We start from the raw sequence: 26,643 nt of genomic DNA, 5'->3' as shown, positions 1-26,643 counted from the left end.
CGGCGAGCATCTCTCTTACTGGAGGGGACACGTCGACATTAGCCCCTTTTCAATGATTGGTCGTGGCTTTCCACACGGTTATCCACACCTGTGGACAACAAAGCAGACCACCCCCATGGTGATCAGTGTGCGCATACCAGGAGATCACGTCGGATCACCTGTTCCGGGGGACCGGCTAGTCGGTGTCCGACCGCGATCGGCATCGGCCCGTGTGAGTGGTTCCGATGTCTTCGCCCGGTGGAAACGGCATTCGCAGAAGCTAACAGTTTTTGTTCCGCCCCGCCAACCGATCCAGAGACATCGGCGACAACTTTCGTCAAGGTGACAGACTCCTGTGCAGAGGGGATACGCGTGTGACGGTTGTGATCAGTTTGACCGGCGCCGAGCAGGTCAGTACCCTCAAACAGTCGCCCGAACGTTGGCGACACGGCCGCGAACCGCACGTCATCAGGGATGAAACCCGAGATTCCGTAGGCACCGCGCCGGTGGCGAGTGAGAAGTACCAACGGACTGATGCGTCTCAGCACATCGCATGCGTCGTGAACGTACGGCGTGAGTGATGTCAGTTGATGGCGTGACGGACATGAAGGAGTAGTAGCGGTGGCAAAGGGCAAGCGGACCTTCCAGCCAAACAATCGGCGTCGCGCGCGTACCCACGGTTTTCGGTTGCGCATGCGCACCCGTGCGGGTCGCGCAATCATTGCGGTCCGGCGTCGTAAGGGCCGCAAGGAACTGACCGCCTGAGTTTCGGGCGCAGGTAGGTAGTCGGTGTTACCGACTCGACACCGGATGACTAAATCATCCGAATTCCGGCAGACCGTCAAGCGTGGAGTGCGAAGTGCCCACGCGGACTTGGTGATTCACCTCCAGCGCGGCTGCGTGGGCTCCACGTCCGGGCCCGCCGAGGGTCCGAAGATCGGTTTGATCGTCGGAAAGTCGGTCGGTGGAGCAGTGGTACGCCACCGGGTATCTCGCAGGCTTCGGCATGTTGCCGCAGAAGTGCTGCCCGGACTTGAACCGGTGGATCGCATGGTGATCAGGGCATTGCCCAGCAGCGGCACCGCACTATCGGCGAGCCTGCGTCAGCAATTGCGAGACGGAATCGATCGGTCGGTACGGCGGCAGGAACCAGTGCCAGAACGGCAGCGATGAGGAGCCGTCCGGCACGGGCCGTGATCTTTCTGATCCGCCTGTATCAGACCTGGATCTCACCGATGCGGTTGCCCAGTTGTCGATTCATGCCGACCTGCAGTCAGTACGCAGTTGAGGCATTGAGTGTGCACGGACTGGTCCGCGGCGGTTGGTTGGCCGCGATTCGCTTACTGAAGTGTGGGCCGTGGCATCACGGTGGGTGGGATCCGATCCCTGAACGCCATACCAAGCACGGGGACGTAGAGCACGCGAGCGTGCGGAGGAGTACAGCGGATGTTTGATTGGTTCAGTCTCGGGTTCATCTATTACCCGGTCTCGGCGATCATGTGGGTTTGGTACAAGCTGTTCGCCTACCTGTTGGGGCCCAAGAACTTCTTCGCGTGGGCGCTGTCGGTGATGTTCCTCGTGTTCACCCTGCGCGCGATTTTGTACAAGCCATTCGTCCGGCAGATCCGGACCACGCGGCAGATGCAGGAGCTTCAGCCACAAATCAAGGCGCTGCAGAAGAAGTACAAGAACGACCGCCAGCGCATGGCGCTGGAGATGCAGAAGCTGCAGCGCGATCACGGCTTCAACCCGATCCTGGGATGCCTGCCGATGCTGGCGCAGATCCCGGTATTCCTGGGCCTGTTCCATGTGTTGCGTTCGTTCAACCGAACCACCGGTGGCTTCGGTCAGGTGCATATGTCGGTGGAGGCGAACCGCGCCACCGGGAACTACATTTTCAGCGCGGGTGACGTCGCCAACTTCCTGGACGCGAATCTGTTCGGGGCGCCGCTGGGCGCGACCATGATTCAGACCACGGGTCTGGACGCGTTCACCGAATTCAATAGGTGGGCCGTGGCGGGTGTCGCGGTGCCATTGATGATCCTCGCCGGCGTCGCAACCTACTTCAACAGCCGGGCGTCGATCGCGCGTCAGAGCCCCGAGGCTCAAGCCAACCCGCAGACCCAAATCATGAACCGGTTGGCGTTGTACGTCTTCCCGCTGGGCGTGGTGGTCGGTGGACCGTTCCTGCCGCTGGCGATCATCCTGTACTGGGTGGCGAACAACATCTGGACGTTCGGGCAGCAGCACTACGTCTTCAACAACATCGCCAAGGAAGAAGAAGAGAAGAAGCAGGCGGATCTGGAGCGTCGGGCAGCCAACGCCCCGAAGCCGGGTGCCAAGCCGACACGTGGCGGCAAGAACCAACCGACCAAACAAGCAGACGAGTCCGACAACAACGCAGACGGCGTCGAGGTTGCGGAGTCCGATGGTACGGACGAGGACACCGGGGGACAGGCTTCCCCGAACTCCACAAATGGATCAGGCACGACGAGCCGCACCCCGAAGCCGGGTGCCCGGCCCGATCGTCGCCGCAAGCGCTAACCGCCCGCGATTCTGCACGGGCGTGACAAAGGAGAAGAACGATGACTGATCTGGACACGCAGGCTGAGGAGACCACAGCCGAGGTCGACGTCGCACCGGAGGGTGAGACACGTACAGGGGACCTTGAAGAACGTCTGGTTGCCGAGGGCGAGATCGCGGGCGACTACCTGGAGGAGCTCCTGGACGTCCTCGACTTCGACGGCGACATCGATCTGGATGTCGAAGGAGACCGCGCGATCGTCAGCATTGACGGCGGCGGCGATCTGACGAAGCTTGTCGGCCGTAAGGGCGAGGTGCTTGATGCGCTCCAGGAGCTGACCCGCTTGGCGGTTCAGCAGAAGTCCGGCGAGCGCAGCCGCCTGATGCTGGACATCGCGAACTGGCGTGGCCGGCGACGTGACGAGCTGGCGGCGCTGGGAACCAAGATCGCTCAGCAGGTACTGGAGTCGGGCGAGCGCGAGGAACTCGCGCCGATGACTCCGTTCGAACGCAAGATCGTGCACGACGCTGTCGCGGCGATCGACGGTGTGCACAGCGAGAGCGAGGGCGTGGAGCCGTCGCGCCGCGTCGTCGTCCTGCACGACTGACAGCCACCAAATCTCATCCATGTAATTCAGTGGCCGCGCTCCGGGAGGAATGTTTCACGTGAAACACGGCGAGACCCTCCCGGTGCCGGAGGCCGCAACCGAGATATTCGGTGAGCGGCTTCCGGTCGCGGTCGAGTACGTCGAAGCGCTTGCCACGACTGGTGTGGAGCGGGGCCTGATCGGTCCTCGTGAGGCCGACCGATTGTGGGAGCGCCACATTCTCAACAGTGCGGTTCTGGGAGAGCTGCTCGATCCCGCGGAGCGCGTAATCGATGTCGGCAGCGGCGCCGGATTGCCGGGTATTCCGTTGGGTATCGCACGACCCGATGTAGATATCGTTCTCGTCGAGCCGATGCTGCGCCGCACCGACTTCCTCCGTGAAATGATCGAGAGGCTGGGGCTGACCAACGTATCGGTGATGCGGGGCCGAGCCGAGGAGCCGAGTGTTGTGACGGCGGTCGGCGGGGCGGATGCGGTCACCTCTCGGGCGGTCGCGGCACTCGACAAGATCGGCCGCTGGTCCCTTCCGTTGACACGGGTCGGCGGACGCATGCTGGCGATCAAAGGCGATCGCGCCGATGAAGAAGTGCAGCAGTTCGGTAGCGCGCTGAGCCTGCTCGGTGCTGACGATGTGAGGGTGGTGCAATGTGGCACGCGGTACCTCGATCCGCCCACCACGGTGGTGGTCGCGCGGCGGAAAGAATGCGACGGAGACATCCGGCGGGGGAGCTCCCGTGGCGGGACGCGAAAGCGGAGCCGATGAGCATCCGATCAAGGAGACGACAGTGAGTAGCGACGATGTTTCACGTGAAACCGGCGCAGTGGGTGACGGCCACCGATCGCCCGCGGACTTCGAGGAGTCGGAGACTCCCATCGGTGCAGCCGCTCAGCGCGCGACCCAAATCAAACAAGGATCGGTCCGACTTCCGAAGCCGGCACATCGCAGAATGCTGACGATCGCCAACCAGAAGGGTGGCGTCGGGAAGACCACGACCGCGGTGAACCTCGCCGCGGCGATGGCGATGCAGGGGCTCAATGTTCTGGTGATCGACCTTGATCCGCAGGGCAACGCGAGTACAGCGCTGGGTGCCGATCATCGGGCGGGCACCCCGTCCTCGTACGAGGTTCTCCTTGGCGAGATTCCCATCAAGGACGCGATCCAATCCAGCCCGCAGAGCGAGCACCTGTTCTGTGTTCCGGCGACGATCGACCTGGCCGGCGCCGAGATCGAGTTGGTCTCGATGGTCGCTCGTGAAGGACGGTTGCGTGGTGCGATCGCGGGGCTGCCCACCGACGCCTTCGACTTTGTCTTCATCGACTGCCCGCCCTCGCTCGGTCTGTTGACGGTCAACGCGCTTGTCGCTGCCAACGAAGTGCTGATTCCCATCCAGTGCGAGTACTACGCGCTCGAGGGTGTAGGGCAGCTCCTGCGCAACATCGAACTCGTCCAGGCTCATCTGAATCCCGCGCTGCACGTCTCGACGATTCTGCTGACCATGTACGACGGCAGGACCAAGCTGGCGGACCAGGTGGCAGATGAGGTGCGTAGCCACTTTGGCCCGAAGGTATTGGGCTCGGTCATCCCACGTAGCGTCAAGGTGTCTGAGGCGCCGGGATACGGGACCAGCGTCCTCGAATACGACCCGGGTTCACGTGGCGCCCTGAGTTACTTGGACGCCGCGCGCGAACTCGCCCAGCGGCCGGGCCCATCGGCGAGTGATCCGCAATGAGCGGCGTGCGCTACGGGAAGATGATCACGTGTGCCGAGTGGATGCAAAAAGGGAGAAGTAACCGATGAGTCAGTCGCCAGCATCACGGCGTAAGGGCGGACTTGGCCGGGGTCTGGCATCCCTGATCCCGACCGCACCAGCGGACGGCTCGCCCACCCCTTCGGGTCCGCGTCTGGGTGACGCCGCGGCCGATGTGGTCATCGGTGGCGGCCCCACGGCTCCGGTAGCGCCACCCGCAGATATCGGCGCGGTCTATCGTGAGATCCCGGTGACGGCCATCAAGCCCAATCCCAAGCAGCCGCGTCAGGTGTTCGACGAGGAGGCGCTCGCCGAGCTGGTCCACTCGATTCGTGAATTCGGCGTGATGCAGCCCATCGTGGTGCGTGCGGCCGAGGGTGGCGACTATCAACTGGTCATGGGGGAGCGGCGGTGGCGCGCCACCCAACAAGCGGGCTTGGAGACCATCCCGGCGATCGTCCGCGAGACGGCCGATAACAATCTGCTGCGCGACGCACTGCTCGAGAACATCCATCGGGCACAGCTGAACCCCTTGGAAGAAGCGGCCGCCTACCAACAGCTTCTCGACGAGTTCGAAGTAACACACGAGGAACTGGCCGCCCGGATCGGCCGGTCGCGGCCGGTGATCTCCAACATGATCCGACTGCTGCGTCTGCCCATCGCGGTGCAGCGCAGGGTCGCGGCGGGCGTGCTGTCCGCCGGACATGCGCGTGCATTGCTCGCCCTTGATGGCGGAGCCGAGGCACAGGAGGAGCTCGCCGCCCGGATCGTGGCGGAGGGGATGTCGGTGCGTGCCGCCGAGGAAGCGGTGACGCTGGCGAACCGTAGCGATGCCCCCAAACCGTCGCCGCGCCGCAAGCCGATCCAGATGCCCGGTCTTCAGGATGTCGCCGAACGACTCTCGGGGACCTTCGACACCCGCGTGACGGTGAGCCTGGGGAAGCGCAAGGGCAAGATTGTCGTCGAGTTCGGTTCGGTCGAGGATTTGCAACGAATTGTCGACATGATGTCCGGCGAGGCAACGTCCTAGCCCACAGGGGAAAAACGTCACAGTGACGTGAAACCCGCCAAAATCCGGGTGAGCCGCGAAAATGGTTGGTAAATAAGGGTTTTCGGCCCAGCAAGGGAGCGGCTCGCTCGGCTGCGGTGCCGGTTAAGGTTTCGGCGCATCGCGACGAGGCCGGCGGGTGCCAAACCAGAAACTTCGCTTATCCTTGAGGGGTTGCCGGACGCAAGAGGCGTACCGCGCACCATGTTGACCAGACGTGGAGGCGTACAAGACCAGTGTCGGCTCGGATCGTTCCTTTGCGGCTCGATGGTTTCGAGCAGCTGCCCAAGCACGCCCGGCGGTGCGTCTTCTGGGAAGTGGACCCCGCTACCGTCGGAGACAACCAGCACCTGTCGGACCCCGAGTTCGAGAAGGAAGCCTGGCTGTCGATGGTCATGCTCGAGTGGGGGTCATGCGGTCAGGTCGCGGTCACCGGCCCGCAGTCTCGGCCGGCCACCGTGGGGTATGCGTTGTACGCTCCGCCCGGAGTGGTGCCGCGAGCTCGCTTGTTCCCCACGGCCCCGGTGAGTGCCGATGCGGTCCTGCTGACTTCCCTGGGGGTGGAGCCGGGGCACGAATCAGACGGCTTGCCGCACAGCATCGTCGCCAACGTCGTCGCCGAGTTGGTGCGCCGTGGTGTGCGTGCGCTGGAGGCGTTCGGCCGGACCAATGAGGCGTTGGAATTGTGCGAAGGTCCGGGATCAGATCCTCTTCGTCCGCGAGGACCAACGACGGCCAGATTCGCCGATGCCGCAAATGTATTGGGCGAGTGCACCATCGAGCAGTGCATGATCGACGTGGACTTCCTGAAGGATGTGGGCTTCACCGTGGTGGCGCCGCACCAGCATTTCCCGAGACTGCGATTGGAGCTTGACCGTGGGCTCGGCTGGAAGGCCGACGTGGAAGCCGCCTTGGAGCGACTGCTGGAATCCGTGCAGATTCCGCAACCCGCCGGGGCGGGACCGGTGGTGGGCGCCGCGTTCTAGCGGCCGCTGCAGGGCACGGGCTTACCCCACGGCCTGCGGGCCGTCCCATTCGAACGCGGTACCGCTACGGCGGACACCGAGCGGTAGATGTGCCGGGAAGTGGGCGGTCACAAGTCGAAGGCCTTCATCGGCGCATCGCCCAAGTAGTGAGCGGCGTGCGGCGATGTCCATGAGGGGATCGACGTCCGCGAAGAAGGGCAGATCTGGGAATTGGGCCTGCATGGGGTGATGCAGTGCGTCGCCGGCGATGGTCACACCCGCACCCGGAGCGCTGATTTCGACGGCCAGGTGTCCGGGCGTGTGTCCCGCGGTGTCATGGGCAGTGATGTGGGTGGCGCCGTGGGAGTGGACCCGATGACCTGGTCCGATAAAGACGTGCGTCGCGTGTTCGAGGACCGGAAGCACACTGTCCTGATAGACCCAGCCGCCGCCGTCGGTCCACTTTTCCGCCGGAGCCGATTCCCATTGTGTTTGAAGGTATTTCAGCTCAGTGGAGTCGAATAGGTAGGTGGCGTTCGAGAAGGTGGGGCGCCAGCTGTCCTCGGTCAACCGTGTGTTCCACCCGCAGTGGTCCATATGAAGATGGGTGTTGATGACGATGTCGACATCGGCGGGATCGAATCCCGCCCGTTTGAGGCGGGTCAGGTAGTCGGTATCGAGCATGTGCAGGTCCGGGAAGAAGGGCCGGTTCTTGTGATTGCCCGAGCAGGTATCGACGACCACCACCGCATCGCCCAACTCGATGAGGTAGTTGTGGATGGCGAAGATCAGCTCGGCACCGTCCTCGGTAACGGCCGAGGGTGCATAGGCCGCTCGGGCGAAGGCAAGCTGCTCGTCACTGATGGCCGGATACCAATCACGCGGCGGGATGGGCCACACCTCGAGTTCGGTCAGCTGCGTGATGGTCGCGTCGCCGACCGTGAAAGTGTTCACAGCCGCGGAAAACGCTCACCGGTAGGGGCGTATTCCCCTCAGGGTGCGATTCCCCGGCAGACGAGGTCGGCGGTGGCACGCACTCGAGACGCGAGGATGTCCTGATCGGGATCGTGTCCGTAACGGGCGAGCACACCCAGCGGAATACCTGCCACCGAATCAGCGACGGCCTCGACGTCGATATCCGGCCGCACATATCCGGATTCGATGCCATTGCGCAGTAGGCCGGCGAGAACCGAAGCCCCTGCGTCGAATACACGACAGAACTGTTCGGTCATCTCCGCATCCACCGCTGCGCCCTGCTGCAGCATCAGGCGCGACAGACGTGGATCGGCAACCACCATTCCGATATACGCAAGCCCGAGATTTACTGCGAAATCATGGAATTCGTCCAGCGACGTGATGCTGCCGGGCAGCGTATGACTGAGAGTTTCGATGGTGCGCTGTGTGGCGTGCTGAACCACGTGTTCGAGGATATCGCGCTTGTTGGTGAAGTACCGATAGAACATCGAGTGCCCGGTGCCGAGCCGTTCCGCGATATGTGCGATGGACGTCTGGTGATATCCGCGCTCGGAGAACTCCGCCAGGGCGGCCTCGACCACCTCTTCTTTGACGAGCTCGCTGCGGCGGGCGCGCTGCCGATCGGCCATCCGGATCGGCGATCCCGATGGGTCCACCATGCGGCCGAGGATAGCCGACTACCGAGGCACCGGGCGAGCCATGTCCTTGCGTGGAATGAGTTGTCTCGAAATGATTGACATGTTCTTAAACAAGACACTACTGTCCGAAAGGATCCATAACCGACGGCGAAGGGACACGTGTGATCACAGGGCTGAGCGCGGGCGCGCAGTGGGGTTTGCCCCCGGTCATTCATGGCGAGCCGTGGTGGGCGTGGGTGGTTGTCGCCGTACTTGTTGCGTGCCTTGCGATTTCCCTCGTATGGGTGGGCTGGATGACCATGCGCAGGCATGAAGACGCCCTGATGTACTGGCTCATCATGCTGAGCGGGGTGACCATCCTGCCGTACTTCGTCGAGCCATGGCTCGACGTCATCGGTGCCACCACGTATATGACCAACGTGCTGCCATACGTCACCATTGCCGACCGGCCGTTACCCATCTTCGTTCCGCTGGTGTGGGTGGGCACCGCGCCCACGGCGTTGGTGGTCTACGAGATGATCAAGAAGGGCTGGGCCGCTTGGACACTCATCGCATTCGCGGTGGTGTTCGGAATCGCCGAATGCATCGGCGAGATGGTCAACAGTCATTTCGGTGTGATGCAGTACTACAGCAACAACGCGCTGGTCCTCGGTGTGCCACTGCCCAGTCTGGTGCAAAACGGCGGGTTCTTGGTCATGATCGCGTGGGTACTCGTCGCAATACGACCACATATGCGTGGATACCGTTGGGCGATAATCCCGTTCGTCGCACCCGGGGTATATCTGGCCTACACGATTATCTGTACGTTGCCGAACTATTTCGCGATTCATCTGGGGCTGGGGCCCGGTCCGTCATGGGCGCTGGCCGTCCTGTCTACGGTGCTGAATCTCCTGGCCGTCGTGATCGCGGCGTACTCGCCGACGTGTCAGCGCTATCGCGACGAGGTCGGGGCCAGGGTGTTGGGACCGGCGCGAAGCGCGCCCGTCAAACAGGTTGTTCCGGCCGCGTGATCGAACTCCGGAAAAGGAACTGATGAATATGCCGCAGTCACCGCTGGCCTCGCCCACGGCCGGGACCTGTCCCGTAGAGAATCACGTAGGCGCTCAAACCCAAAGCCCCGCAACAGGACAGGGCATACCACGCGAGCTTGCGGGGCAGTGGGGGCCACTGCCGATGAATCCAACGGTGCGCGAAGTCAACGAGATCGCCAGGGCACAGGGGAGATTCGCGTCCTTACGGCATGACCCGTGGTGGATGACCCGTGCAGGAATACCGCCGGCATCGAGCGCAGTGCGGGGTGTGGGGAGCTCTGCGCTGACCCCGCCCGGCCCTGTTGGCCGACCCGTGGTGGGGAGCGTCCTGGAGATGCGGCGGGAACCCTTCGAGTTCTTTCGGCGCTGCGCCAACGAGTACGGCGATGTCTATCGTGTCCCTTTTCCGTTGGGCGGCAACATTGTCGTGGTAAACCATCCGGACTACGCCAGCCAGGTGATGGATGATCCCGCGGGGCGTTACAGCATGATCGGGCCGGGCCAGGCGGCGATGGGCATGATCGGCGCGGCGATTCCGATGCTCGAGGGGGAGAAGTTCCGGCAGCGACGCCGGATGCTCATGCCGATGTTCGGGCGTCGCCACCTGGCGCGGGTAGCCGAGGTGATCGCCGACGAGTTCGTCATCCGAGTGGACCGGTGGTCAGGGTGGGTTGACACCGGTCAGGCGGTGGATCTGCAGCACGCCATCGCGCAGGTGACCTTGCCAGCGTTCCTTCGCGCCATGTTCTCATCGGCGATCACCGAGCAAGAGATCCACGAGACCGACGTTGATTTAAGAACTTTCATGTCGCTGATGGCTTCGGTGACGCTGATGAGCCCCTTGCCACGGCTGCTCCCCTTGCCCGGTCGGGATACCGCACCCAGGTCGATGTGGCGACTGCGGCGACTGACGAGGCGGCTGATTGAGGAGCGTCGCCGCAATCCTGTCGAGACGCCGGACCTGTTGAGCCTGTTGCTAGAGGCCACCTACGATGACGGAAGTCCCTTGTCCGAACGGGATCTCAGTATGGAACTGATGATCTTGATGGCGGGTGGATACGAGACGGTGGTGGCGTCGCTGTCGTGGACGCTTGCGCTACTGCTGGCGCAGCCCGGTCACCTCGGGCGCCTGTACACAGAGGTTGGCTCATTACACGGCGCACTTCCGACCCCGGATGACTTGCCCAAGTTAGCTTGGGCGAAGGCGTGTTTCGACGAGGGACAGAGGCTGCAGGGCCACCCCCTCAATCCGCGGTTCGCCATGGAAGACGACGTGATAGGCGGGTACTTCATCCCACGGCACACCATAGTCGGCCCGTCGCTGTACTCGATGCATCGAGATCCACGATGGTGGGTGGACCCCGACTCCTACGACCCCAACCGATTCATGGACGAGGCACTGGCAAAGCAGCGCCCTAGGTTGGCGTTCATGCCATTTGGGTCGGGCAGGCACCACTGTCTGGGTACCGGAATGGCGTACATGAATGCGCAGTTCTTGCTGGCGATCATTTTCCAGAGATATCGGCTGACGCTGCCAAGGGGCTGGAAACCCAAGCATCACTTCAATTTCTCGGTGACCCTGGACGGCGGACTGCCCGTCACCCTCACGAGGGCGTGAGCATGAGCATGCCCGGCGGCGGGTTCACCGTGACCGTCGATCAGGACCTGTGCATGGGATCGGGATATTGCATTGCGCAACACCCGGAGTTGTTCGGTGCAGATGCAGACGGCACCGCCATGCCACGGAGTGCCGGGGCGCTACGTGCGGATCAGGCGGCGGAAGCCGCTGCGGCGGCTCACCTCTGCCCGGCGAGCGCCATCGAGGTGCGACGCGGGAACTAGCTCCCCGCGGACAATTCGTGGGCCAGCAGCTCGTCGAAGGTGAATGTGCCCGTGGGCCTGTCGTTCTTGCCGAGCAGGTACACGCGTTTGACCGCGGCCAGAATCGACTCGGCGACCACATCGCGATAGTGTGCGGCACTGAGGACGGAGACGTCATTCGGCGAGGTGATGTATCCGATGTCCACCTGAACGGTCGGCATCCGGGTGAGACGCAGCAGGTCCCAGGTGCGGCCGTGCGCATGACAGTCACGTAACCCGGTGCGCGCCGCCACTTCTCGTTGAATGAAGTCGGCCAGCATGTGTCCGATGGTGGACACCGAGCCGTGCATGTTGCCAAAGTGGTAGGACGCGACGCCGCTGGCAGCCACCGTGGGCTGCGAGTCGAAACGAAGACTGATCATCAGATCGGCACCCACATTGTTGGCGTAGGTGGCGCGCTCGATGTCGGTGGGGTTGTTCTGAATGGCGCGCGAGATGTAGGTGTCCATCCCGATGGCGGTCATACGTCCTTCGAGGCGGCTTGCCAAGTCCCACAACATGTCTGCTTCGCTGGTCGGGCCCTCGCGGCCGGGCACGATGACGCCACGGTCGACTCCGCCGAGACCGGGGTCGATCACGATGCGCTTTCCCGAAAGCTGCGGGCCGGCGTTACGGACGTGCTCGGTCTCGCGAATGGCGTGCGCAGATCCGCCGGTGACGTGCCGGCCCAACAACTGGAAGGAGCGCAGGGTCTCGGGGCCACAGATGCCGTCGGCCGTCATCCCGTACTCCCGCTGGTACGACATGAGCGAGTTGTAGGTCTGCAGGCCGAAGTTACCGTCGACGAGGCCGGTGTAGAACCCGAGATCCTGCAGACGCGCCTGCAGGGTCGCCACATCGTCGCCGTACATGGGTGCCGAGAACTGGTGGAAAAGGGTGCGTGCCCCGAGACGGTAGGAGGCTTCCTTGAGGGTGCGATAGGTCGCGGCACCGACGATGCCGTCGACCAGCAGGCCGCGGCGCTGCTGGAACGCGCGCACGGCGTCGTCCAACGTCGCATCGAAGTGGTCCACCACGACGTGCCGACCGGTCGCCAGGACCTCATCGGGGTCCTCCAGGAACCCGAGTGCGGTGAGTACCTCGCGCACCTCGGTGACGGCCGGGCCTCGATCGCCGTGGCGAATGTTCGACGCGCCTGTCGTCATACTCCGCCTTTCACAAGAAACCGCACGACCATCGACCGGACAGCGGCTGCCCGTCGTCTGGACGGCATTATTGTCTCAGATGCCTAGGCGATGGGTGAAACTCCCGGCGTTGTCGACCGGGCGGTGTCGGGCCGGTTAGACGACCCCATCCAGCTCACGTAGCAACGCCGACTTGCTCTTGGCGCCGACGATACGCTTGGTTGCCTCACCATTCTGGAACAGGATCAGCGTGGGGATCGAGGTCACCTGGAACGCGCGAGCGGTCTCCGGGTTGGCGTCCACATCCAGCTTGGCGATGGTGAGCGCGTCACCGTGGTCCTTGGCGATCTCCTCCAGCACGGGGGCCACCATCTTGCAGGGCCCGCACCAGGTCGCCCAGAAGTCCACCAGCACCGGCTTGTTGCTAGAGACGACATCCTCCTGGAACGAATCGTCGGTGACGGTAACGGTTGCGTGGTCGCTCATAATTCTCCTTGTGATCAGTGGCGGTGAGGCTAGGCCTCGATAAGGGTCTGGGAATGCGCAGTCTCGGCGAGCCACCGTTCGGCGTCAATGGCTGCGGCGCAACCACTTCCGGCGGCGGTGACGGCCTGGCGATAGGTCCGGTCGACGAGGTCGCCGGCGGCGAACACGCCTTCCAATGAGGTGTAGGTGCTTCTGTCCCGCACCAGCACGTATCCGTCGGGATCGACATCGACGACCTCACGGACGAGTTCACTGCGCGGGTCATGTCCGACCGCGACGAACATGCCGGTGACGGGCAGCTGCGAGGACTCCCCGGTCACCGCGTTCTCCAGCTTGAGGCCGGTCACCGAATCGGTGCCCTCCACTCCGATGATCTTGGTGTTGGTCAGGACGTTGATCTTGGGATCCGCGTAGGCCCGTTCCAGCATGATCTTGGAGGCGCGGAACTCGTCGCGGCGGTGGATGAGTGTCACACTGCGGGCAAACCGTGTGAGGAATGTCGCTTCTTCCATCGCGGAATCACCGCCGCCGATGACCGCGATGTCCTGATCCTTGAAGAAGAAACCGTCGCAGGTGGCACAGGAGCTCACGCCGCGGCCCAGGAGGGTCTCCTCGCCCGGTACACCCAGATACCGCGGTGCGGCGCCCATGGCCAGGATGACGGCCCGGGATCGGTAGACCTCGCTACCGACGGTGACGGTCTTCACCGGGCCCCGCAGAGACACCTCGTCGACGTCCTCGGTGCGCAGGTCGGCGCCGAAGCGGATGGCCTGTTCACGCATCTGATCCATGAGATCGGGCCCCATGATGCCCTCGCGGAATCCGGGGTAGTTCTCGACCTCGGTGGTGGTCATCAGCGCGCCGCCGAACTGGGTGCCCTCGAAGACAACCGGTTTCAGCTGGGCACGGGCTGCGTAGACCGCCGCGGTGTATCCAGCGGGTCCGGAGCCGATGATGATGAGCTCGTGGACGTCCGATTCGGACTCGGTCGATACAACCTCCGACATGCGGTTCCCTTCTGATCCGATCTGAGTCCCTGTTCCACACAAGGCCCTGCGAGTGCTGAAACAACAGCCTAGAGCCGGATGTTCCGCACGGGGCGGGCGGTGGGAGATACACGGGGCGGGCGGTGGGAGATAGCGGGTGGGGACGGCGTCCTACCGGCCGGGTGCGGCACCGATCCGGGTCTGGGCCACACGCTGTGGATCAGACTGGTTGCATCCGGGCCGCACGGCCACGGCCAACAGCTCGCCCGGCCGTTCGGCGGGCAGCACCATCAGCACAGCGGGGCCGTCGACATCGAGAGTCTGCGCGCCGAGCACAGGTGTCGAGGCGGAGAAGCCGAGACCGGTGAGGCAGGACGCGCGCCGCGCGGCATTTTCAAGATCGCCGAACGCGGGAGTGCGGCCGACGAGCGCGGTGATCTCATTCCCGGAGATCGGGAAGGCGGCCTCACCCAATGCGCTCTGCGGGGGTAACTCCGGCGCCATCGGAGCGGCCGTCTTGGGTGCGATCTGTTGCGAGAGCGATGGACCCGCCACGGCGGTGGTGGTCTCGGAGGCGCGGTGATTGTTCTGCGCAACCACGGTGAGGGCGACGGCGACACAGGCAGCCGCCGCCAACCCCGCGCTGGAGTATGCGATCCAGCGACGCTTTGCCGCGGGGCGCCGGCGATGATCCAGTGGAACCGGACCGGTCACCAGGTTGAGCCGGGGATCGGCGGGCCGAGCGGCATGCTCAGCTACCGCGGGCAACGTCGACTTGGCCGACTCGGCCTGCAACGCGGCAACGATGTTGTCGACGACGGACCCGGGCACTTCGGGCGCGGGGCTCTCCATCCACGCCACCAGGTCGGCACGCACATGATCCAGGGCGGCGAGCGCTGTGCGCGCATCCGGATCCTGCTCTGCCCGTTGCCGAAGTACTTCGGCGTCCCGCGCGTCATAGACGCCGGCTTGCAGGTCGGCCAGGACCTCGAGTGACAGGGGTACCTCGGCGAGGTTCACCATCTCGAGGTTACCTTCGCCTTCGGGACTGTCCGGGGGGCTGCTGACCATTTGAGTTCATTGTTCCCATATCCAGCTACCGCTGGCCACGCCAGTTGCCCAATTGGTAGGCGGATCGTGACACGGCGGCACACGGCTAGTAGTCGATGGTTTCCGGTTCGACGGAGCCGGCTTTGTCGAGATAGTGCAGGGCGACGGCCAGGCGTGCGCGTGCCCGCGCGCAGCGGCTCTTCACCGTGCCTTCGGGCACACCGAGCAGCTGGGCGGCATCGGCCACCGAATATCCGTGCATATCGACGGCGATGACCGCGGCGCGCTGCTCGACGGGTAGCCGGAGCAGGGCCTTCTGGATGACGATGGAGGTATCGATATTGGTTGCGGGGTCGTCGAGGGTGTAGACGTCCTCTTCGAGTTCGATCGGGACGTGTGCCTTGGTGCGACGCAGACGGTCCAGACAGGCGTTCACCACAATGCGGTACAGCCAGCTGGTGACGGCGGCGTCATTGCGGAAGTTGGCGGCTCCGCGGTGTGCTGACAGCATCGCCTCCTGGAGCGCATCGGCGGCATCCTCGGGGGTGCGGCTGGTGGCCCGGGCGAGTCGGTAGAGCCGACGGTGGTGACGGCGGAACAGCTGTTCGAAGGCCGAAGGATCACCGGCGACGTGGGCAGCCAACAACTCGGCGTCCGAGTGCTGAGGAGCCGTGAGAACCCCCTGAACCATGCCCACACGCGCACAGTAATCAAAAATGGGTGGTGACGTCGACCACAATGCCACCCCGCAGCAAACTGCTATACAACTTTCAACTATCAGTAACAGTGACATCCGTAACTGAACAACATGAACTGCAGTTCAACGCCAAAATTCGAGGTTGCCATCGGGTTTCAACTACCGCGAAAAATATAGAGGTAGAAATGTGCAGCGATACTGAAAACCGTTCGATAGCTGCTCGACGGGCAGGCGATCCCGCAGCTAGGAAGCAGTTGAGACCGTGATTTCGCCGATCTCCGCGTGGTGATCACCATTGGTGGACCCCAGCTTGTTGATCCACACCAGCACATGAGAGACCTGCGCGCTGCTGGTGATCGGAATCGTCGTTTTGCCGGACTGCAGTGTGGTGGTAGCGGAGATCTCCTGGGTGTCATTGAGGGAGCCGGGCGTAGCCGAGTCGGCGGAACGAATCTGCACTTGCGTTCCGACACTGTGAGATTCGATGGTTACGCTGCTCAGAGCGCTCGCGGACTGCAGATCGAGCAGTAGGCCCACACCGGGTTTGAACAGCACCGGGAAGGGATCGGCGTCGGTATAGGTGTCGGTTGCCCATGACGTGGAAGCGTTGCCGTCCACGGCTAGGCCCGCCTTGCCGGGCTGATCGGCGTCGGGACCCGGAGGGAACACGGTCGCCTGCACAATCTTGGCGGCGCTACCTGGCTTCACGGTGTCGCCGTTGGATGACTGGGTGGGTAATCCGATGCCGATATTGATCTTGTCCAGGGGACCGACGTCGCCGAAGATTCGCGTGACCCAGACGCCCAGAGCGATGCACAGCGAGATGACGAGGACTCCAACCACGCCAAGCCCGATCAGGAAGATCTTGCGGTGGCGTGCCGCTTCTTCCGGGTCCTCGTCGTCGGCATCTTCGAAATCTTCGTCGTCAGCGGAGTCGTCCGGACCCTGGAACCCGTGGGCCCGGCCGATGTTCAGCGCTTGGGTGGGTGCTGCGGCGGCGGGCTCCAGCATGGTGGTGTGGTCGACGCTCGCGATGGCCGATTCCAGTCCGTCGAGTAGGTCGGCGGCAGAACCGGGATCATCGCTCAGCGCACGTGCGGCCACATTGGAGATCTCCGCGGGGACCGTGGGAACGATGATCCGTGCCTCGACTGGCAGACCGTCGGGAGCCCGATTGGCACCGGGGAGCCCGCTTGGCTGGCCGGTTTCGGCGAGCGGCCAGCGGCGTGTGGTCAGCGCATACAGGGCGGCTCCGAGGCCGTGAACATCCTCGTCCGCGGTGGCCGAGGACAGGGTGGCGGGGAACGCGAGCACGGCGTCTCCGTCGATGCTGATACGCACGCGATCGGGGTGGTCGATGCTCAGCGCCGTCCCGGCCTCAAAGGCAGCGTCGGCGGCTTCCGCGAGGGATCGGACGGCTCGGCTGGCACCCACGGCGGACGGCTCGGTATCGGCGACCTCGCGCAGCGAACCGCCTCGGACCCACTGCGCGACGACGATGCCGCCGGTTCCCTCACGCACGGCATCCAGCACGCGAGCCAGGCCCGCTGATCCAATCTTGCTGAGCCGCAGGGTGTTCGAGAGGATGTCCTGTACCTGATCGGAGCTGAAGGTGGCGCCATCAATGATGGTGAGTGCCACCGGCCGATTCAGCTCGGTATCGGTGGCCTGCCAGAACTGCAGCCCGTCCGGGCCTCCGTGCGAGGTGAGCAGACGGTAGCGGCCGCCCGCGATACTGGCACCGGGCCTCACCGAGGTAGGTACTGCACCCCCGGATGGGGACTGGGTGGAAACAGACCGGGTCGATGACCCTGGGGTGTCTGTCACGGCCCCGCCCTTTCTCGTATCAGCACCGCCCCCGTGCGCTGGTTTGTTTGCGGTTGTCGAGTCGTCGGCACTGTCGTCGCCGACTCGATCACCCGAATCAGGGTACGGCAGGGATGGCGCAGGGGAGTTGCCCATGACCGAAGCGTGATCTTGGATGTTGGCCCCGAGTCGGCCGCCCAGACGGCGCTGCAGCATGGAGACCACGCTCAGTGCCTCCGGGAGCCTGACCGCCACCATGAGCGCGAAGGTGACCGTCAGCATGACGGTGCCCAGGATGGCCAGCCGCAGGACCGAGCCCAGGCCACCTCCCGCCCGGGTGAGCAGATCCAGGTCGAATCCGCGGTCGACGCCCAGGCCGATGGCGGCGGCGGTCACCGAGACGGCAAGGGTGATCAGCACCGTGCGGGCGACGTCCGGGCCGATGAGCGGTCCGGAGGCGCGCCCGATGCTTCGGCGCAACAACAGATATCCGCAGACGGCGCCCGCGACGAAGCCGAGGCCGTTGGCGGCACCGAGATAGCCCGCGACCAGGTTGGGATCGTCGGTGAGGTGCGGGGCGATCACCGAGCCGACAATCTTTACCGCGGTGATCACGACGATCATCAGCGTGGGCGTCCACGCCTCGTGCCGTGCGTAGAACACCCGAAGTTGCAGCAGCACAAGGGCATACGCGATGAGAGTGAAGGACGAAAGCGAGATGGAGAGCCCGAGGTAATGCGCGTTGCCGAGGGTGAAGTGCCCGTACGCGGAGAGCGCCGGCCCCATCGCCGGACCGGCGACGGTCATCACCGCCACCACCGGGATCAACACGACCATCGTGAGCCGGGTGGCCAAGGATATGTCCCGGACCACGGCGGGTGTGTCCTCGGCGGCCGCGTTGCGGCTGAGCCGCGGCATGACCGCGGTGAGAATGGTGACGCCGACCACCCCGTAGGGCAGCTGCAGGATCATCCAGGTCTGGTTGTAGATGATGGGTCCGGATTCGGCGGCGCCGGCGGCGATCCGGTTGGTGATGACTAACCCGAGCTGGCTGATCGCCACGTACGCGAACATGGCCGTGGCCATGCCGGCGAACTGTTTGAGCCTGTCGTCAACCCCCCACAACGGTCGCAGGGGAATCTGCTGGCGACGGATCCCGGGGAGCAGCACCAGGGCCTGGGTGACCACGCCGAGCGTGGTACCGATGCCGAGCACCAGAAGTTTCGGATCGCTCATCCGTGTCGGGTCGAGGGTGAGCTCACCAGGCATCAGCCAGAACAGAATCAGAGCGGCGATGGCGACGAGGTTGTTCCACACCGGAGCCCACGCCGGAGGACCAAAGACGTTGCGGGTGTTGAGGATCGCCATGAAGACCGAGGACAGTCCGTAGAAGAGGATCTGTGGCAGCAGCAGATAGGCCAGTGCGGTGGTCAGCGGCGTACTGACCTTCGGGTCAGAGCCGAGCAGCAGCGAGGCGAGCAGCGGTGCGGCCAGCACCGACAGCACCGTCGTCACCAGCAGCAGCGTGGTGGCGATGGTCAGCAGCTTGCGGATAAATGCCTGACCGCCGTCGGCGTCCTCGCGCTCGGCGCGGGTGAGTACCGGAATGAATATGGCGGTGAACGTGGCCTCGAGCACAAGCGCGGCAATGATGTTGGGCAGCTGGTTGGCCGTCGAAAACGCGCTCGCGGATGCGGCGCCGAGCGCCGCGGTGATCAACAGCAGTTTGATGAAACCGGTGATCCGGCTGATCAGGGTGGCCACTGCCATTGAGCCCGAGTGCGCGACGACGGCCGCGTCCGAAAGCTCTTCGATCGTGTCGTCGGATTCGGGATCCGGTAGCGGGTCCAGCGCCTTCCTCACGGCTGCCACTGGGGGCCCCTCCCGCCCGCTGGGGGTTCATCCTCGCGATCCAGATCCGCACGGTCGGGCTGACCGCGGAACCGGTGCCACAGGCGTCGGCCCGTCAACGCGAAGAGCACCGTCGCGGCACTGATGGTGATGAAGAACAGTGGCTTGCCGTAGGCGTTGGAGTGCACGGATAGACGTACCGGATCGCCAAGGGGCAGACCGTCGGGCGTATGCAGCGTCACGTCCACCGCCATGCGCTGGGACACGTTGACCTCTACGGGCACCTTCACCGGCAAGAATCCGGGCGGAATCTCTTGCACACCGACATCTGTCGCACTCATGCCAGCGGGTGTCTCGACGCGGAGGGCGACGCGGATCGGTACCGGAAGCTCGTTGCGCAGCACCAACGGCAGGGGGCTGTGCTCGGTGGCCAGTGTGTAGGAACCGCCCGGATTGACGACGGTGACGGCGTTGAATAGGTCGCCGACCGTGCGGCGGATGGCGGAGAGCCGCTCCTGGGCGGTGTCGTCACGCGCATCCGGCGGCACGCTTTGGCTCACGGCGCGCAGGGCGTCCTGACGTAGTGGATCGGTGTACTGGGCACCGGTGAGCCCGGTGCGAGCGTCCACGGTCAGCGCGGCGGTGAGTCCCCACAGCCGGCGGACCTCGTCGCCGAGCCCCAGTGACACCCCGTCGTCCACGGCACCCGGTGAATCCACGCCGAACACGGAATCCACGGGGTTGGCCTGAGCGCCGGCACGAGCCTCACCGATCACCGTCGGTAGTGGGCGCGGTATCGCGAGTCCGGCGTGCAGAAGAGTGGAGGTGGCGGACAGGATGGCGCGCGCCTCGCCGTCGGACAGATCCCAGGTGGCTTCCGGCAGCAGAATCGTCTGGCGGGGAGTCTGCTGGGGGGTGAGCGCCTGCCAGGCCATCGCGCCGACCGCGTCCTGCATCCGTGCGACGCGCGAATCATGTTGCAACGCAAAGCGAAGCGACTGGGGCACGTATTCGGGGGTGGAGGGTGTGCGACCGACGGCACTCAACGCGGCACCCACCGACGGATCGAAGGGTGACGCGACGACGGTGTCAGACACTCGGCGCGCGTTGAAGTCGGGGGGCGTTTCCTGCCCCGAGGGTAGGGCGGATACCGCGACGGTTGGCCCCAGTCCGGTGAGCAGATCGATACCGGTCTTCGAGAGGTGGCCGTCGCCCAGGAGCGTGGCGCCGCGCAGGCTGTTGATTCCCAAAATCTGATCGAGCACATCGGCGGCGCCGGTGGTGGCCTGGTGGGCGAGGCCTTCGTCGGCCATCTGCGCGACCGCATCCAGACTGGCCTGCGCGTAGGGCAGCGGTGTGATGCAGGTGTGCCTGGCCAATGCGCGCAGCCGGTCGAGCCACGCGACGGCGAGTCCCTGTCCGGTGCCCGGGTGTACGGGACCGGCGAGATCGGCCGCGTTGTCGAGAACCTGGTACCCCAGCGTCATCTCGTTCACCGTGACCAGCAGATCGGGGTCCACCGCCACGCAGACCGTGCGGCCCAGGTCTCCTTTGGGGTCAACGGCCGCGTCGGTCGCGAACTCCAGGGCGCCCAGCAGCGCGTCCAGCCGGCCGCCGGGAGATAGCGAACGGTCCAGTTGATCATCGAGCAGCCGCACCGGCGTCGGTCCACCGGGCTGGCCGGGCACCAGCCGCGGACGGTCGGCCAGGGGCCACAGCAGAGTCAGACCCACGGGCCGAGACGTGTCGGGGGCGACTTCGGGTTCGGAGTCAGCTCCGGTCGGGGGCGGAACTCCGAGAACCGGGAGCAGAAAGCGGGCGTCGTCGAGCCGCGCGGCGGCCCCGTAGTCCGGGGTGCCGTTGACGTTCACCAGGGCTGGATACACCCCGGGCGCGGCGATGTTCCAGGTCGGTCCGGCGCCGCCACGCAGCGGGAAGGCGAGAGTGAAGGGACGTTGCTGCCCCTGTGTGAGAGTTCCTGCGACAGTGACGAACTCGCCGACGGGCTGGTACTGGTCATGGCGGCCATGAAGACTGGCGCGCAGCTCCGAGCTGGTGGCGATCGCTTCGGCTCGCTCCAACCGAACGACGACATCGGTAACCGGCCGATCGCCGACGTTGGTCACGCTGCCGCGCACGGTCACCATCGAATCGACAGTGGTGACGGTCTGTGGGGTTACCTCGTCGAGGACGACCTTGAGGAACTGCCCGTCTCGATAGGCGTAGGCCAGGGGCGCGGACCATGGAGCGCCGAGCAGGACAAGCGCGAGGACGGCAAGTACGGCCGCCACACGCGTCGCGCTGCGATGCGTGAGTCGGGTCATTGTTGCGGACCGCGCCCGGTTCGCCGGCCCGGTGTCCTATGGGTACTCGAGTGCGTTTGAGGTCGTCGTCGTGGTGTGGATTGGGGTAGGGGTGGCAGCGATTCGGGCCCCCCGGAGTGCAGTTTGTCGATGAGGTCGCCGGCCACCTCGGCCAGCCGCCGTTCATCGGCGTACGCCAGACGGCTGGGCAGCTCGCCAAGGGGAACCCAGGCGACCTCGGTGACTTCGACATCGTCATCGGACAGCTCGCCGCCCAGGGAGCGCATCAGATAGTGGTGCACGGTCTTGTGAACGCGGCGGCCCTCGGTGACAAACCAGTAGTCGATGCTGCCGAGTGCGGCGAGCACGCTGCCGCGGATTCCGGTCTCCTCGGCGACCTCGCGGATCGCGGTCTGTTCGGCGGTCTCGCCCTGTTCTATATGGCCCTTGGGCAGCGACCACAGCATCCGGCCGCGCCGGTCGGTGCGCCCGATGAGGGCGGCCACCTGGCCATCCTTGGGGCCGTCGATTCCGGCGATGACCAGGCCACCGGCGGAGGTTTCGCGGACGGTACGCAGCGAGGTTCCAGCGGGCCTGCCCTTGATGCGCCCGCGACCTTTTCCACCCGCGCCGGCTGCCCCATCAGATCCGGAGGAAGTGTCGGCGGCAGGTGTGGCCGCCGGAGTACCGGCGCCTTGCGCCCGGCCCTGTGCTCGACCCTGCGATCGGTTGCGCCGACCGCGGCGCGACCCTCTGCCGCGTGCTGAGGCTGCGTCCGAGCCGGGTTCGTCCGACGACCCACCCGTGCGGGAACCGCCGGAGGAGTCAGACACCCATGTGATAGTAGTTCCCGCTACTGAGAGCCCTGGCGATACGCGCCGGTAGGCTGCCCGACGTGCCCGAATCGATACCGACCACCGAGCTGTTGGCCACCGCCGCGGTGACCCTGAACCGGCATCAGAAGATGCTGTCGGAGTTGGGTGCGCTCTTCGATTCCGCGGGCTTTGACCTGTATCTGGTGGGCGGCACCGTCCGCGACGCCCTGCTGGGCAAGTTGGGCACCGATCTCGACTTCACCACCGATGCTCGCCCCGAGCAGGTCCAGGAATTGGTGACTGGCTGGGCCGAGGCCATCTGGGATACCGGTATCGCTTTCGGCACGATCGGGGTGGCGCGCAAGGGGCAACGGGTGGAGATCACCACGTTCCGCAGCGACAGCTATGACCAGCAGACGCGCAATCCCGAGGTGGTTTTCGGCGACAGCCTCGAGGGCGATCTGGTGCGCAGGGATTTCACCGTCAATGCGATGGCGGTCAAGATCGGGCCGGACGGGCCCGGAGAGTTCTGCGATCCGCTCAATGGGCTGGAAGCGCTGCGCGCCGGGGTGCTCGATACCCCGGCGGCTCCGGAGATTTCTTTCGGCGATGACCCGCTGCGCATGCTGCGCGCGGCCCGGTTCGTTGCGCAGCTCGGCTTCACGGTGGCGCCGCGGGTGCTGACGGCACTGGATGCGATGTCCGGCCAACTGGGGCGGATAACCGTCGAACGAGTGCAGGTCGAGTTGGACAAGTTGATCCAGGGGGCGCATCCGGTCGCAGGAATCGATCTGTTGGTGGACAGCGGGCTGGGCGCGGTGGTGCTACCCGAGGTCGGCGACATGCGGCTGACCATCGACGAACATCACCAGCACAAGGACGTGTACCGGCACTCGCTGACAGTGCTGGAGCAGGCGGTGGATCTCGAAGACGAGGGCCCCGATCTGGTGCTGCGGTGGGCGGCGCTGCTGCATGACATCGGTAAGCCGGCCACCCGTCGGCACGAGGACGGCGGCGGGGTGAGCTTTCACCACCACGAGGTTGTCGGGGCCAAGATGGTGCGCAAGCGCATGCGCGCCCTCAAGTACTCCAAGCAGATGGTCGACGATGTGTCGCAGCTGGTGTATTTGCATCTGCGGTTCCATGGGTATGGGGACGGCACGTGGACCGATTCGGCGGTGCGCCGGTATGTCACCGATGCCGGCCCGTTGTTACCCCGGCTGCACAAGCTGGTGCGCGCGGACTGCACGACGCGGAACAAGCGCCGTGCGGCCCGGTTGCAGGCCAACTATGACGGGCTCGAGGAGCGCATCTCGGAGCTGACCGCTCAGGAGGATCTGGCGCGGGTGCGGCCCGATCTCGACGGCAACGCGATCATGGAGCTGCTGGGCGTACCCGCCGGACCGATTGTGGGTCAGGCCTGGCGGTTTTTGAAGGAGCTCAGGCTGGAGCGGGGTCCGCTCGACCACGATGAGGCCGTCGGGGCGCTGCGGGAATGGTGGGCGGCCCGCGATGGCTCCTGATCAGCCGAGCATGTCGTAGCCGAGCTTGCCGACCATCACCACGACAACCACCAGCAGGACCACACGGACAAATCCCGCCCCGCGTCCGAGTGCCATATGCGCACCGAGCTGAGCACCCGCGATATTCGCGACACCGAGCGCCAGCCCCAGCAGCCACAGCACATGGCCCTGTGACGCGAAGACGATGAGCGCCCCCACGTTGGTTCCGGAGTTGAGCACCTTGGCGGTGGCCGAGCTTTCCAGGAAGGTCATCCCCGCGACGGCGGTCAACAGGATGATCATGAAGGTCCCGGTGCCCGGGCCCATGATGCCGTCATAGAACGCAATGAGGACGGCGGCCACTGCGAGTGCGGTGAGGGTGGCGGTCTTGGTGCGCGCGGTGTCTGTGGTCGACGTCCCGAACTGAGGGCGTGTCGCGACAAACACCCCCACCGCTACCAGCAGGACCAGCACCACGGGCTTGAACACGGACACGGGTAACCGTGAGGCGGTGTAGGCACCCGCACTGGAGAACGCGGCCGCGACAACGAAGGCTCCGAGTAGCGCGCGCCAGTTCAAGGGCGTTTTGGGGAAGAGCCGGATAGCGGCCGATGCGGTACCCGACAGTGCGGCGAGCTTGTTGGTGCCCAACGCCGTCGCAGGGGTCATCCCGGGGAAGACGAGCATCAAGACCGGGATGAGGACGAGCCCGCCGCCGCCCACGACCGCGTCGACCCAGCCGGCGGCGGCCGCTGCACCGAGAAGCAGCGTGAGCGTTGGGGCATCCACGGGGTCAGAGATTACGGATGGAACCGAATCGCTGCGGTGCCCCTCCTATCTATGTGAACCGAAATCAGCGCACGTTCTGTCGGGGCGGTTATCCACAGGCCCGAAGAGGACGGAACGCGCGGGCTCGTCGGGGGCTCGTATCGGATATGGACTACTGCCTTGGTGAGGGAGACGGGGTCGTCACCGCGTGGGAAGCGCCACCCAATGTCGACCTCGACGGTGACGGGATTCTCGACGCGGTGCGACTGGATTTCGATGGTGATGGGTTGTTCGACGACGTGATGTGGGACGCCGACGGTGACGGCTCGGCCGACCACAGTGTTCTCGACGTGGACAACGACGGCAGGCCGGAGGCGTACTTCACCGATGATGGCTTGGGCACGTGGGCGTTTCACGTGGAACGAAGCGGATCGATCAGCTGGTTCGGTCTTGACGGGGTCGAACACCCCGGTGGTGCAGCCGATATCGACGGGGATGGGATACCCGAGCAGCTGCTCGATGTCGATGGCGACGGTGACGCTGAAAGAGCTTTCCGGACGGGCGAATCTGGCACGTCCGTCTACGCCGACACCACGGGCGACGGTCGCTGGGATGTCGAGCTCATCGACGGAGACGGCGACGGCGTCGCTGACGCGGCCCGGCCGCTGGGACCTCCGCGCCCGTCAGCGCAGAATGCGGCCGAAGGCCCGTCCTAGCGCCGCTGTCCACGCGACGGTGGGATCGGACTCGTCGATCACCCAGACCGGATGATCGAGGCTGAGCCGTCCGTCGCAGGTGGTGATGAAGAAGCTCGGCGGAAGTGTCGTGGCCCGCAACCCGATGCGCCAACCCCGTACGGTGGCGCGGAAGTCGTGTACCCGCAGTCCCTCCGGCAGACGCAGCGGAGGTATCTGGCCCCAGTTGGTGACCATGAGCGGATTTTCGATGGACTGCTGCGGCTGTGGATAGCGCAGAAATGCTTGGTGCACACTGTGATCCGCAAGGCCACCCGCCAGAGAATCCAGTACGGCGCGAGCCAGGCGCAGGGGGTCATCATCGGGTGCGACAGCCAGAATCGCGGTGTCGGCCCCTTGGATCACCGTCCCTTGCGCCGCGGCGATGGGTGCGCCTGTTCGCGTGCGCAGGTCCACCGATGATGTGAGGCCAAACGCGACCTGGCCCTGCGACCGTGAAAGCGCGTGAGCGGCCAGCAGAATCGCGGCGCACACGATCCCGTGCACGGTGAGGCCGGCCGCGCGGGCCGCGTCGAACAACCGCGTGGTCTGCTCGCGCCCGAGCCGGGTGCGCCCGTGCCGTACCACGATCGTCGCGTCGACCGTGGTCTCGGCTCGTGGCGCGGGGGGCGCACAGGGCTCGGGTAGGACGTACCCGCGCTCGGCAAGGAACCGCTCCAGCGAGATGGCGAGGGGGTGGGAGCGGATGGTCCCGGCTGATCCTGTCTCGACCACGTGGGTGTAGAGCGAGCACAGAACTTCCAGGTAGTTCAGGGCAGCACCCGCGTCGGCGATGCTGTGGTGAATGAGCAGGGTCAGCCGAAAGTCATTGCCGCGCTGCGCCACGTCGATGGCACAGACGGCGTTGGGGTCGACGATGGTGAATCCTGCTCGGGGTAGAGCGGTGCATGTACCCACTTGCAGTGCGGGCGGATGGAGGGCGTATTGAAGCGCGTACCCGTGCCCGGCAGGCACGATCTGCGTGTTCAATACCGGATAGCTCGCCAGCAGCGCGTGGAAAGCGGTTGTCAGGGCACCGATATCGAGTGCGCCGATTCCGAAAGCCGAGTACGCGACGGTGCTGCGGTTGCCCGCGAACATCGCCTCTGAGGGATCGAGCGCGCG

The 26,643-nt window shown here is 65.0% G+C and carries 27 protein-coding genes; 14 read left to right on the top strand and 13 right to left on the bottom strand.

The window, feature by feature from the left end:
- Nucleotides 1-122: 122 nt before the first annotated feature.
- Complete coding sequence (locus tag DSM43276_RS23470) at nucleotides 123-527, bottom strand: hypothetical protein (protein ID WP_078328741.1); 405 nt, start codon at nucleotides 525-527, stop codon at nucleotides 123-125.
- A 73-nt stretch (nucleotides 528-600) separates the two neighbouring features.
- On the opposite strand from DSM43276_RS23470, the gene rpmH reads away from it, so the two are divergent.
- The 9 genes from rpmH (at nucleotide 601) to DSM43276_RS23425 (ending at nucleotide 6,892) form a co-directional block, all read left to right on the top strand.
- Entirely contained in the window at nucleotides 601-744 is a 144-nt protein-coding gene (rpmH, locus tag DSM43276_RS23465; RefSeq protein ID WP_030097696.1) for a 50S ribosomal protein L34, read from the top strand.
- Nucleotides 745-768: 24 nt separating this feature from the next.
- Complete coding sequence (rnpA, locus tag DSM43276_RS23460) at nucleotides 769-1,152, top strand: ribonuclease P protein component (RefSeq protein WP_078328740.1); 384 nt, start codon at nucleotides 769-771, stop codon at nucleotides 1,150-1,152.
- Complete coding sequence (yidD, locus tag DSM43276_RS23455; protein ID WP_078325664.1) at nucleotides 1,149-1,433, top strand: membrane protein insertion efficiency factor YidD; 285 nt, start codon at nucleotides 1,149-1,151, stop codon at nucleotides 1,431-1,433. Before rnpA ends, yidD begins: the two co-directional genes overlap by 4 nt.
- On the top strand, nucleotides 1,426-2,523 hold the full coding sequence (gene yidC / locus DSM43276_RS23450; protein ID WP_078328739.1) for a membrane protein insertase YidC: 1,098 nt from the start codon (nucleotides 1,426-1,428) through the stop codon (nucleotides 2,521-2,523). The genes yidD and yidC overlap by 8 nt, the downstream gene beginning before the upstream one ends.
- Nucleotides 2,524-2,564: 41 nt before the next feature.
- Nucleotides 2,565-3,110, top strand: a complete 546-nt coding sequence (locus tag DSM43276_RS23445) for a Jag family protein (protein WP_078328738.1) — start codon at nucleotides 2,565-2,567, stop codon at nucleotides 3,108-3,110.
- Between the two features lie 49 nt (nucleotides 3,111-3,159).
- Nucleotides 3,160-3,873 (top strand): 16S rRNA (guanine(527)-N(7))-methyltransferase RsmG, encoded by a 714-nt coding sequence (rsmG, locus tag DSM43276_RS23440; protein WP_078328737.1) that lies wholly within the window; start codon nucleotides 3,160-3,162, stop codon nucleotides 3,871-3,873.
- Nucleotides 3,874-3,931: 58 nt separating this feature from the next.
- Nucleotides 3,932-4,840 carry a ParA family protein gene (locus DSM43276_RS23435; protein WP_211196789.1) on the top strand — a complete coding sequence of 303 codons (909 nt, stop codon included), beginning with the start codon at nucleotides 3,932-3,934 and terminating at the stop codon, nucleotides 4,838-4,840.
- Nucleotides 4,841-4,904: 64 nt separating this feature from the next.
- Nucleotides 4,905-5,888, top strand: coding sequence for a ParB/RepB/Spo0J family partition protein (locus DSM43276_RS23430; protein ID WP_078328736.1), 984 nt, complete (start codon nucleotides 4,905-4,907; stop codon nucleotides 5,886-5,888).
- 254 nt (nucleotides 5,889-6,142) lie between these two features.
- Complete coding sequence (locus tag DSM43276_RS23425; protein ID WP_078325669.1) at nucleotides 6,143-6,892, top strand: acetyltransferase; 750 nt, start codon at nucleotides 6,143-6,145, stop codon at nucleotides 6,890-6,892.
- A 21-nt stretch (nucleotides 6,893-6,913) separates the two neighbouring features.
- Here the strand turns inward: DSM43276_RS23425 and DSM43276_RS23420 are convergent, their stop codons facing one another.
- Entirely contained in the window at nucleotides 6,914-7,825 is a 912-nt protein-coding gene (locus DSM43276_RS23420; protein WP_078328735.1) for an MBL fold metallo-hydrolase, read from the bottom strand.
- Nucleotides 7,826-7,863: 38 nt separating this feature from the next.
- Nucleotides 7,864-8,505, bottom strand: coding sequence for a TetR/AcrR family transcriptional regulator (locus tag DSM43276_RS23415; protein ID WP_078325671.1), 642 nt, complete (start codon nucleotides 8,503-8,505; stop codon nucleotides 7,864-7,866).
- Nucleotides 8,506-8,645: 140 nt separating this feature from the next.
- Here DSM43276_RS23415 and DSM43276_RS23410 point away from each other — a divergent pair, with 140 nt between their 5' ends.
- The 3 genes from DSM43276_RS23410 to DSM43276_RS23400 all read left to right on the top strand — a co-directional run bounded on the left by DSM43276_RS23410 (nucleotide 8,646) and on the right by DSM43276_RS23400 (nucleotide 11,357).
- On the top strand, nucleotides 8,646-9,494 hold the full coding sequence (locus DSM43276_RS23410) for a hypothetical protein (RefSeq protein WP_078328734.1): 849 nt from the start codon (nucleotides 8,646-8,648) through the stop codon (nucleotides 9,492-9,494).
- Nucleotides 9,495-9,657: 163 nt separating this feature from the next.
- The gene (locus DSM43276_RS23405) at nucleotides 9,658-11,133 is read left to right on the top strand and encodes a cytochrome P450 (protein ID WP_211196788.1); all 1,476 of its coding nucleotides are present in this window, start codon (nucleotides 9,658-9,660) and stop codon (nucleotides 11,131-11,133) included.
- Between the two features lie 2 nt (nucleotides 11,134-11,135).
- On the top strand, nucleotides 11,136-11,357 hold the full coding sequence (locus tag DSM43276_RS23400) for a ferredoxin (protein WP_078328733.1): 222 nt from the start codon (nucleotides 11,136-11,138) through the stop codon (nucleotides 11,355-11,357).
- On the opposite strand, the gene DSM43276_RS23395 is transcribed toward DSM43276_RS23400, so the two are convergent.
- The 8 genes from DSM43276_RS23395 to DSM43276_RS23360 all read right to left on the bottom strand — a co-directional run bounded on the left by DSM43276_RS23395 (nucleotide 11,354) and on the right by DSM43276_RS23360 (nucleotide 22,532).
- Nucleotides 11,354-12,541, bottom strand: coding sequence for an N-acetylmuramoyl-L-alanine amidase (locus DSM43276_RS23395; protein WP_078328732.1), 1,188 nt, complete (start codon nucleotides 12,539-12,541; stop codon nucleotides 11,354-11,356). The genes DSM43276_RS23400 and DSM43276_RS23395 overlap by 4 nt on opposite strands.
- Before the next feature lie 135 nt (nucleotides 12,542-12,676).
- Nucleotides 12,677-13,006 carry a thioredoxin gene (gene trxA, locus DSM43276_RS23390; RefSeq protein ID WP_078312419.1) on the bottom strand — a complete coding sequence of 110 codons (330 nt, stop codon included), beginning with the start codon at nucleotides 13,004-13,006 and terminating at the stop codon, nucleotides 12,677-12,679.
- 29 nt (nucleotides 13,007-13,035) lie between these two features.
- Nucleotides 13,036-14,013, bottom strand: coding sequence for a thioredoxin-disulfide reductase (gene trxB, locus DSM43276_RS23385; RefSeq protein ID WP_078328731.1), 978 nt, complete (start codon nucleotides 14,011-14,013; stop codon nucleotides 13,036-13,038).
- A gap of 150 nt (nucleotides 14,014-14,163) precedes the next feature.
- Nucleotides 14,164-15,063, bottom strand: a complete 900-nt coding sequence (locus DSM43276_RS23380; RefSeq protein ID WP_078328730.1) for a hypothetical protein — start codon at nucleotides 15,061-15,063, stop codon at nucleotides 14,164-14,166.
- A gap of 85 nt (nucleotides 15,064-15,148) precedes the next feature.
- On the bottom strand, nucleotides 15,149-15,733 hold the full coding sequence (gene sigM, locus DSM43276_RS23375; RefSeq protein ID WP_078328729.1) for an RNA polymerase sigma factor SigM: 585 nt from the start codon (nucleotides 15,731-15,733) through the stop codon (nucleotides 15,149-15,151).
- Between the two features lie 249 nt (nucleotides 15,734-15,982).
- Nucleotides 15,983-19,417, bottom strand: a complete 3,435-nt coding sequence (locus tag DSM43276_RS23370) for a murein biosynthesis integral membrane protein MurJ (protein ID WP_078328728.1) — start codon at nucleotides 19,415-19,417, stop codon at nucleotides 15,983-15,985.
- Nucleotides 19,405-21,720, bottom strand: coding sequence for a DUF6049 family protein (locus tag DSM43276_RS23365; RefSeq protein ID WP_078328727.1), 2,316 nt, complete (start codon nucleotides 21,718-21,720; stop codon nucleotides 19,405-19,407). Before DSM43276_RS23365 ends, DSM43276_RS23370 begins: the two co-directional genes overlap by 13 nt.
- A complete protein-coding gene (locus tag DSM43276_RS23360) occupies nucleotides 21,717-22,532 on the bottom strand; it encodes an NUDIX hydrolase (protein ID WP_109555968.1) in 816 nt (271 codons plus the stop codon). The genes DSM43276_RS23365 and DSM43276_RS23360 overlap by 4 nt, the downstream gene beginning before the upstream one ends.
- Before the next feature lie 62 nt (nucleotides 22,533-22,594).
- On the opposite strand from DSM43276_RS23360, the gene DSM43276_RS23355 reads away from it, so the two are divergent.
- Nucleotides 22,595-24,037 (top strand): CCA tRNA nucleotidyltransferase, encoded by a 1,443-nt coding sequence (locus tag DSM43276_RS23355; RefSeq protein WP_078328726.1) that lies wholly within the window; start codon nucleotides 22,595-22,597, stop codon nucleotides 24,035-24,037.
- Here the strand turns inward: DSM43276_RS23355 and DSM43276_RS23350 are convergent, their stop codons facing one another.
- Nucleotides 24,038-24,784: a sulfite exporter TauE/SafE family protein gene (locus DSM43276_RS23350; protein ID WP_078328783.1), complete on the bottom strand. Its 747-nt coding sequence runs from the start codon at nucleotides 24,782-24,784 to the stop codon at nucleotides 24,038-24,040.
- A 167-nt stretch (nucleotides 24,785-24,951) separates the two neighbouring features.
- Between DSM43276_RS23350 and DSM43276_RS23345 the strand changes: the two genes are divergently transcribed.
- Complete coding sequence (locus DSM43276_RS23345) at nucleotides 24,952-25,500, top strand: pullulanase (RefSeq protein WP_078328725.1); 549 nt, start codon at nucleotides 24,952-24,954, stop codon at nucleotides 25,498-25,500.
- Here DSM43276_RS23345 and DSM43276_RS23340 read toward each other — a convergent pair.
- A complete protein-coding gene (locus tag DSM43276_RS23340) occupies nucleotides 25,468-26,619 on the bottom strand; it encodes a phthiocerol/phthiodiolone dimycocerosyl transferase family protein (RefSeq protein WP_078328724.1) in 1,152 nt (383 codons plus the stop codon). The genes DSM43276_RS23345 and DSM43276_RS23340 overlap by 33 nt on opposite strands.
- Between the last annotated feature and the right edge of the window lie 24 nt (nucleotides 26,620-26,643).

The sequence above is a fragment of the Mycobacteroides salmoniphilum genome, assembly GCF_004924335.1.
Taxonomy (GTDB): domain Bacteria; phylum Actinomycetota; class Actinomycetes; order Mycobacteriales; family Mycobacteriaceae; genus Mycobacterium; species Mycobacterium salmoniphilum.
The sequence above is the reverse complement of the archived record's forward strand: the minus strand, read 5'-3'. Positions and strand labels throughout refer to the sequence as shown.

Excerpts from the sequence above, each read along its gene's own strand:
- rsmG (WP_078328737.1), top strand. The coding sequence starts at position 3,160 with ATGTTTCACGTGAAACACGGCGAGACCCTCCCGGTGCCGGAGGCCGCA.
- DSM43276_RS23430 (WP_078328736.1), top strand. The coding sequence starts at position 4,905 with ATGAGTCAGTCGCCAGCATCACGGCGTAAGGGCGGACTTGGCCGGGGT.
- trxA (WP_078312419.1), bottom strand. The coding sequence starts at position 13,006 with ATGAGCGACCACGCAACCGTTACCGTCACCGACGATTCGTTCCAGGAG.
- DSM43276_RS23395 (WP_078328732.1), bottom strand. The coding sequence starts at position 12,541 with ATGACGACAGGCGCGTCGAACATTCGCCACGGCGATCGAGGCCCGGCC.
- yidD (WP_078325664.1), top strand. The coding sequence starts at position 1,149 with ATGAGGAGCCGTCCGGCACGGGCCGTGATCTTTCTGATCCGCCTGTAT.
- DSM43276_RS23380 (WP_078328730.1), bottom strand. The coding sequence starts at position 15,063 with ATGGTCAGCAGCCCCCCGGACAGTCCCGAAGGCGAAGGTAACCTCGAG.
- yidC (WP_078328739.1), top strand. The coding sequence starts at position 1,426 with ATGTTTGATTGGTTCAGTCTCGGGTTCATCTATTACCCGGTCTCGGCG.
- trxB (WP_078328731.1), bottom strand. The coding sequence starts at position 14,013 with ATGTCGGAGGTTGTATCGACCGAGTCCGAATCGGACGTCCACGAGCTC.
- sigM (WP_078328729.1), bottom strand. The coding sequence starts at position 15,733 with ATGGTTCAGGGGGTTCTCACGGCTCCTCAGCACTCGGACGCCGAGTTG.
- DSM43276_RS23445 (WP_078328738.1), top strand. The coding sequence starts at position 2,565 with ATGACTGATCTGGACACGCAGGCTGAGGAGACCACAGCCGAGGTCGAC.
- DSM43276_RS23415 (WP_078325671.1), bottom strand. The coding sequence starts at position 8,505 with ATGGTGGACCCATCGGGATCGCCGATCCGGATGGCCGATCGGCAGCGC.
- DSM43276_RS23405 (WP_211196788.1), top strand. The coding sequence starts at position 9,658 with ATGAATCCAACGGTGCGCGAAGTCAACGAGATCGCCAGGGCACAGGGG.
- DSM43276_RS23345 (WP_078328725.1), top strand. The coding sequence starts at position 24,952 with ATGGACTACTGCCTTGGTGAGGGAGACGGGGTCGTCACCGCGTGGGAA.
- DSM43276_RS23340 (WP_078328724.1), bottom strand. The coding sequence starts at position 26,619 with ATGTTCGCGGGCAACCGCAGCACCGTCGCGTACTCGGCTTTCGGAATC.
- DSM43276_RS23400 (WP_078328733.1), top strand. The coding sequence starts at position 11,136 with ATGAGCATGCCCGGCGGCGGGTTCACCGTGACCGTCGATCAGGACCTG.
- DSM43276_RS23365 (WP_078328727.1), bottom strand. The coding sequence starts at position 21,720 with ATGACCCGACTCACGCATCGCAGCGCGACGCGTGTGGCGGCCGTACTT.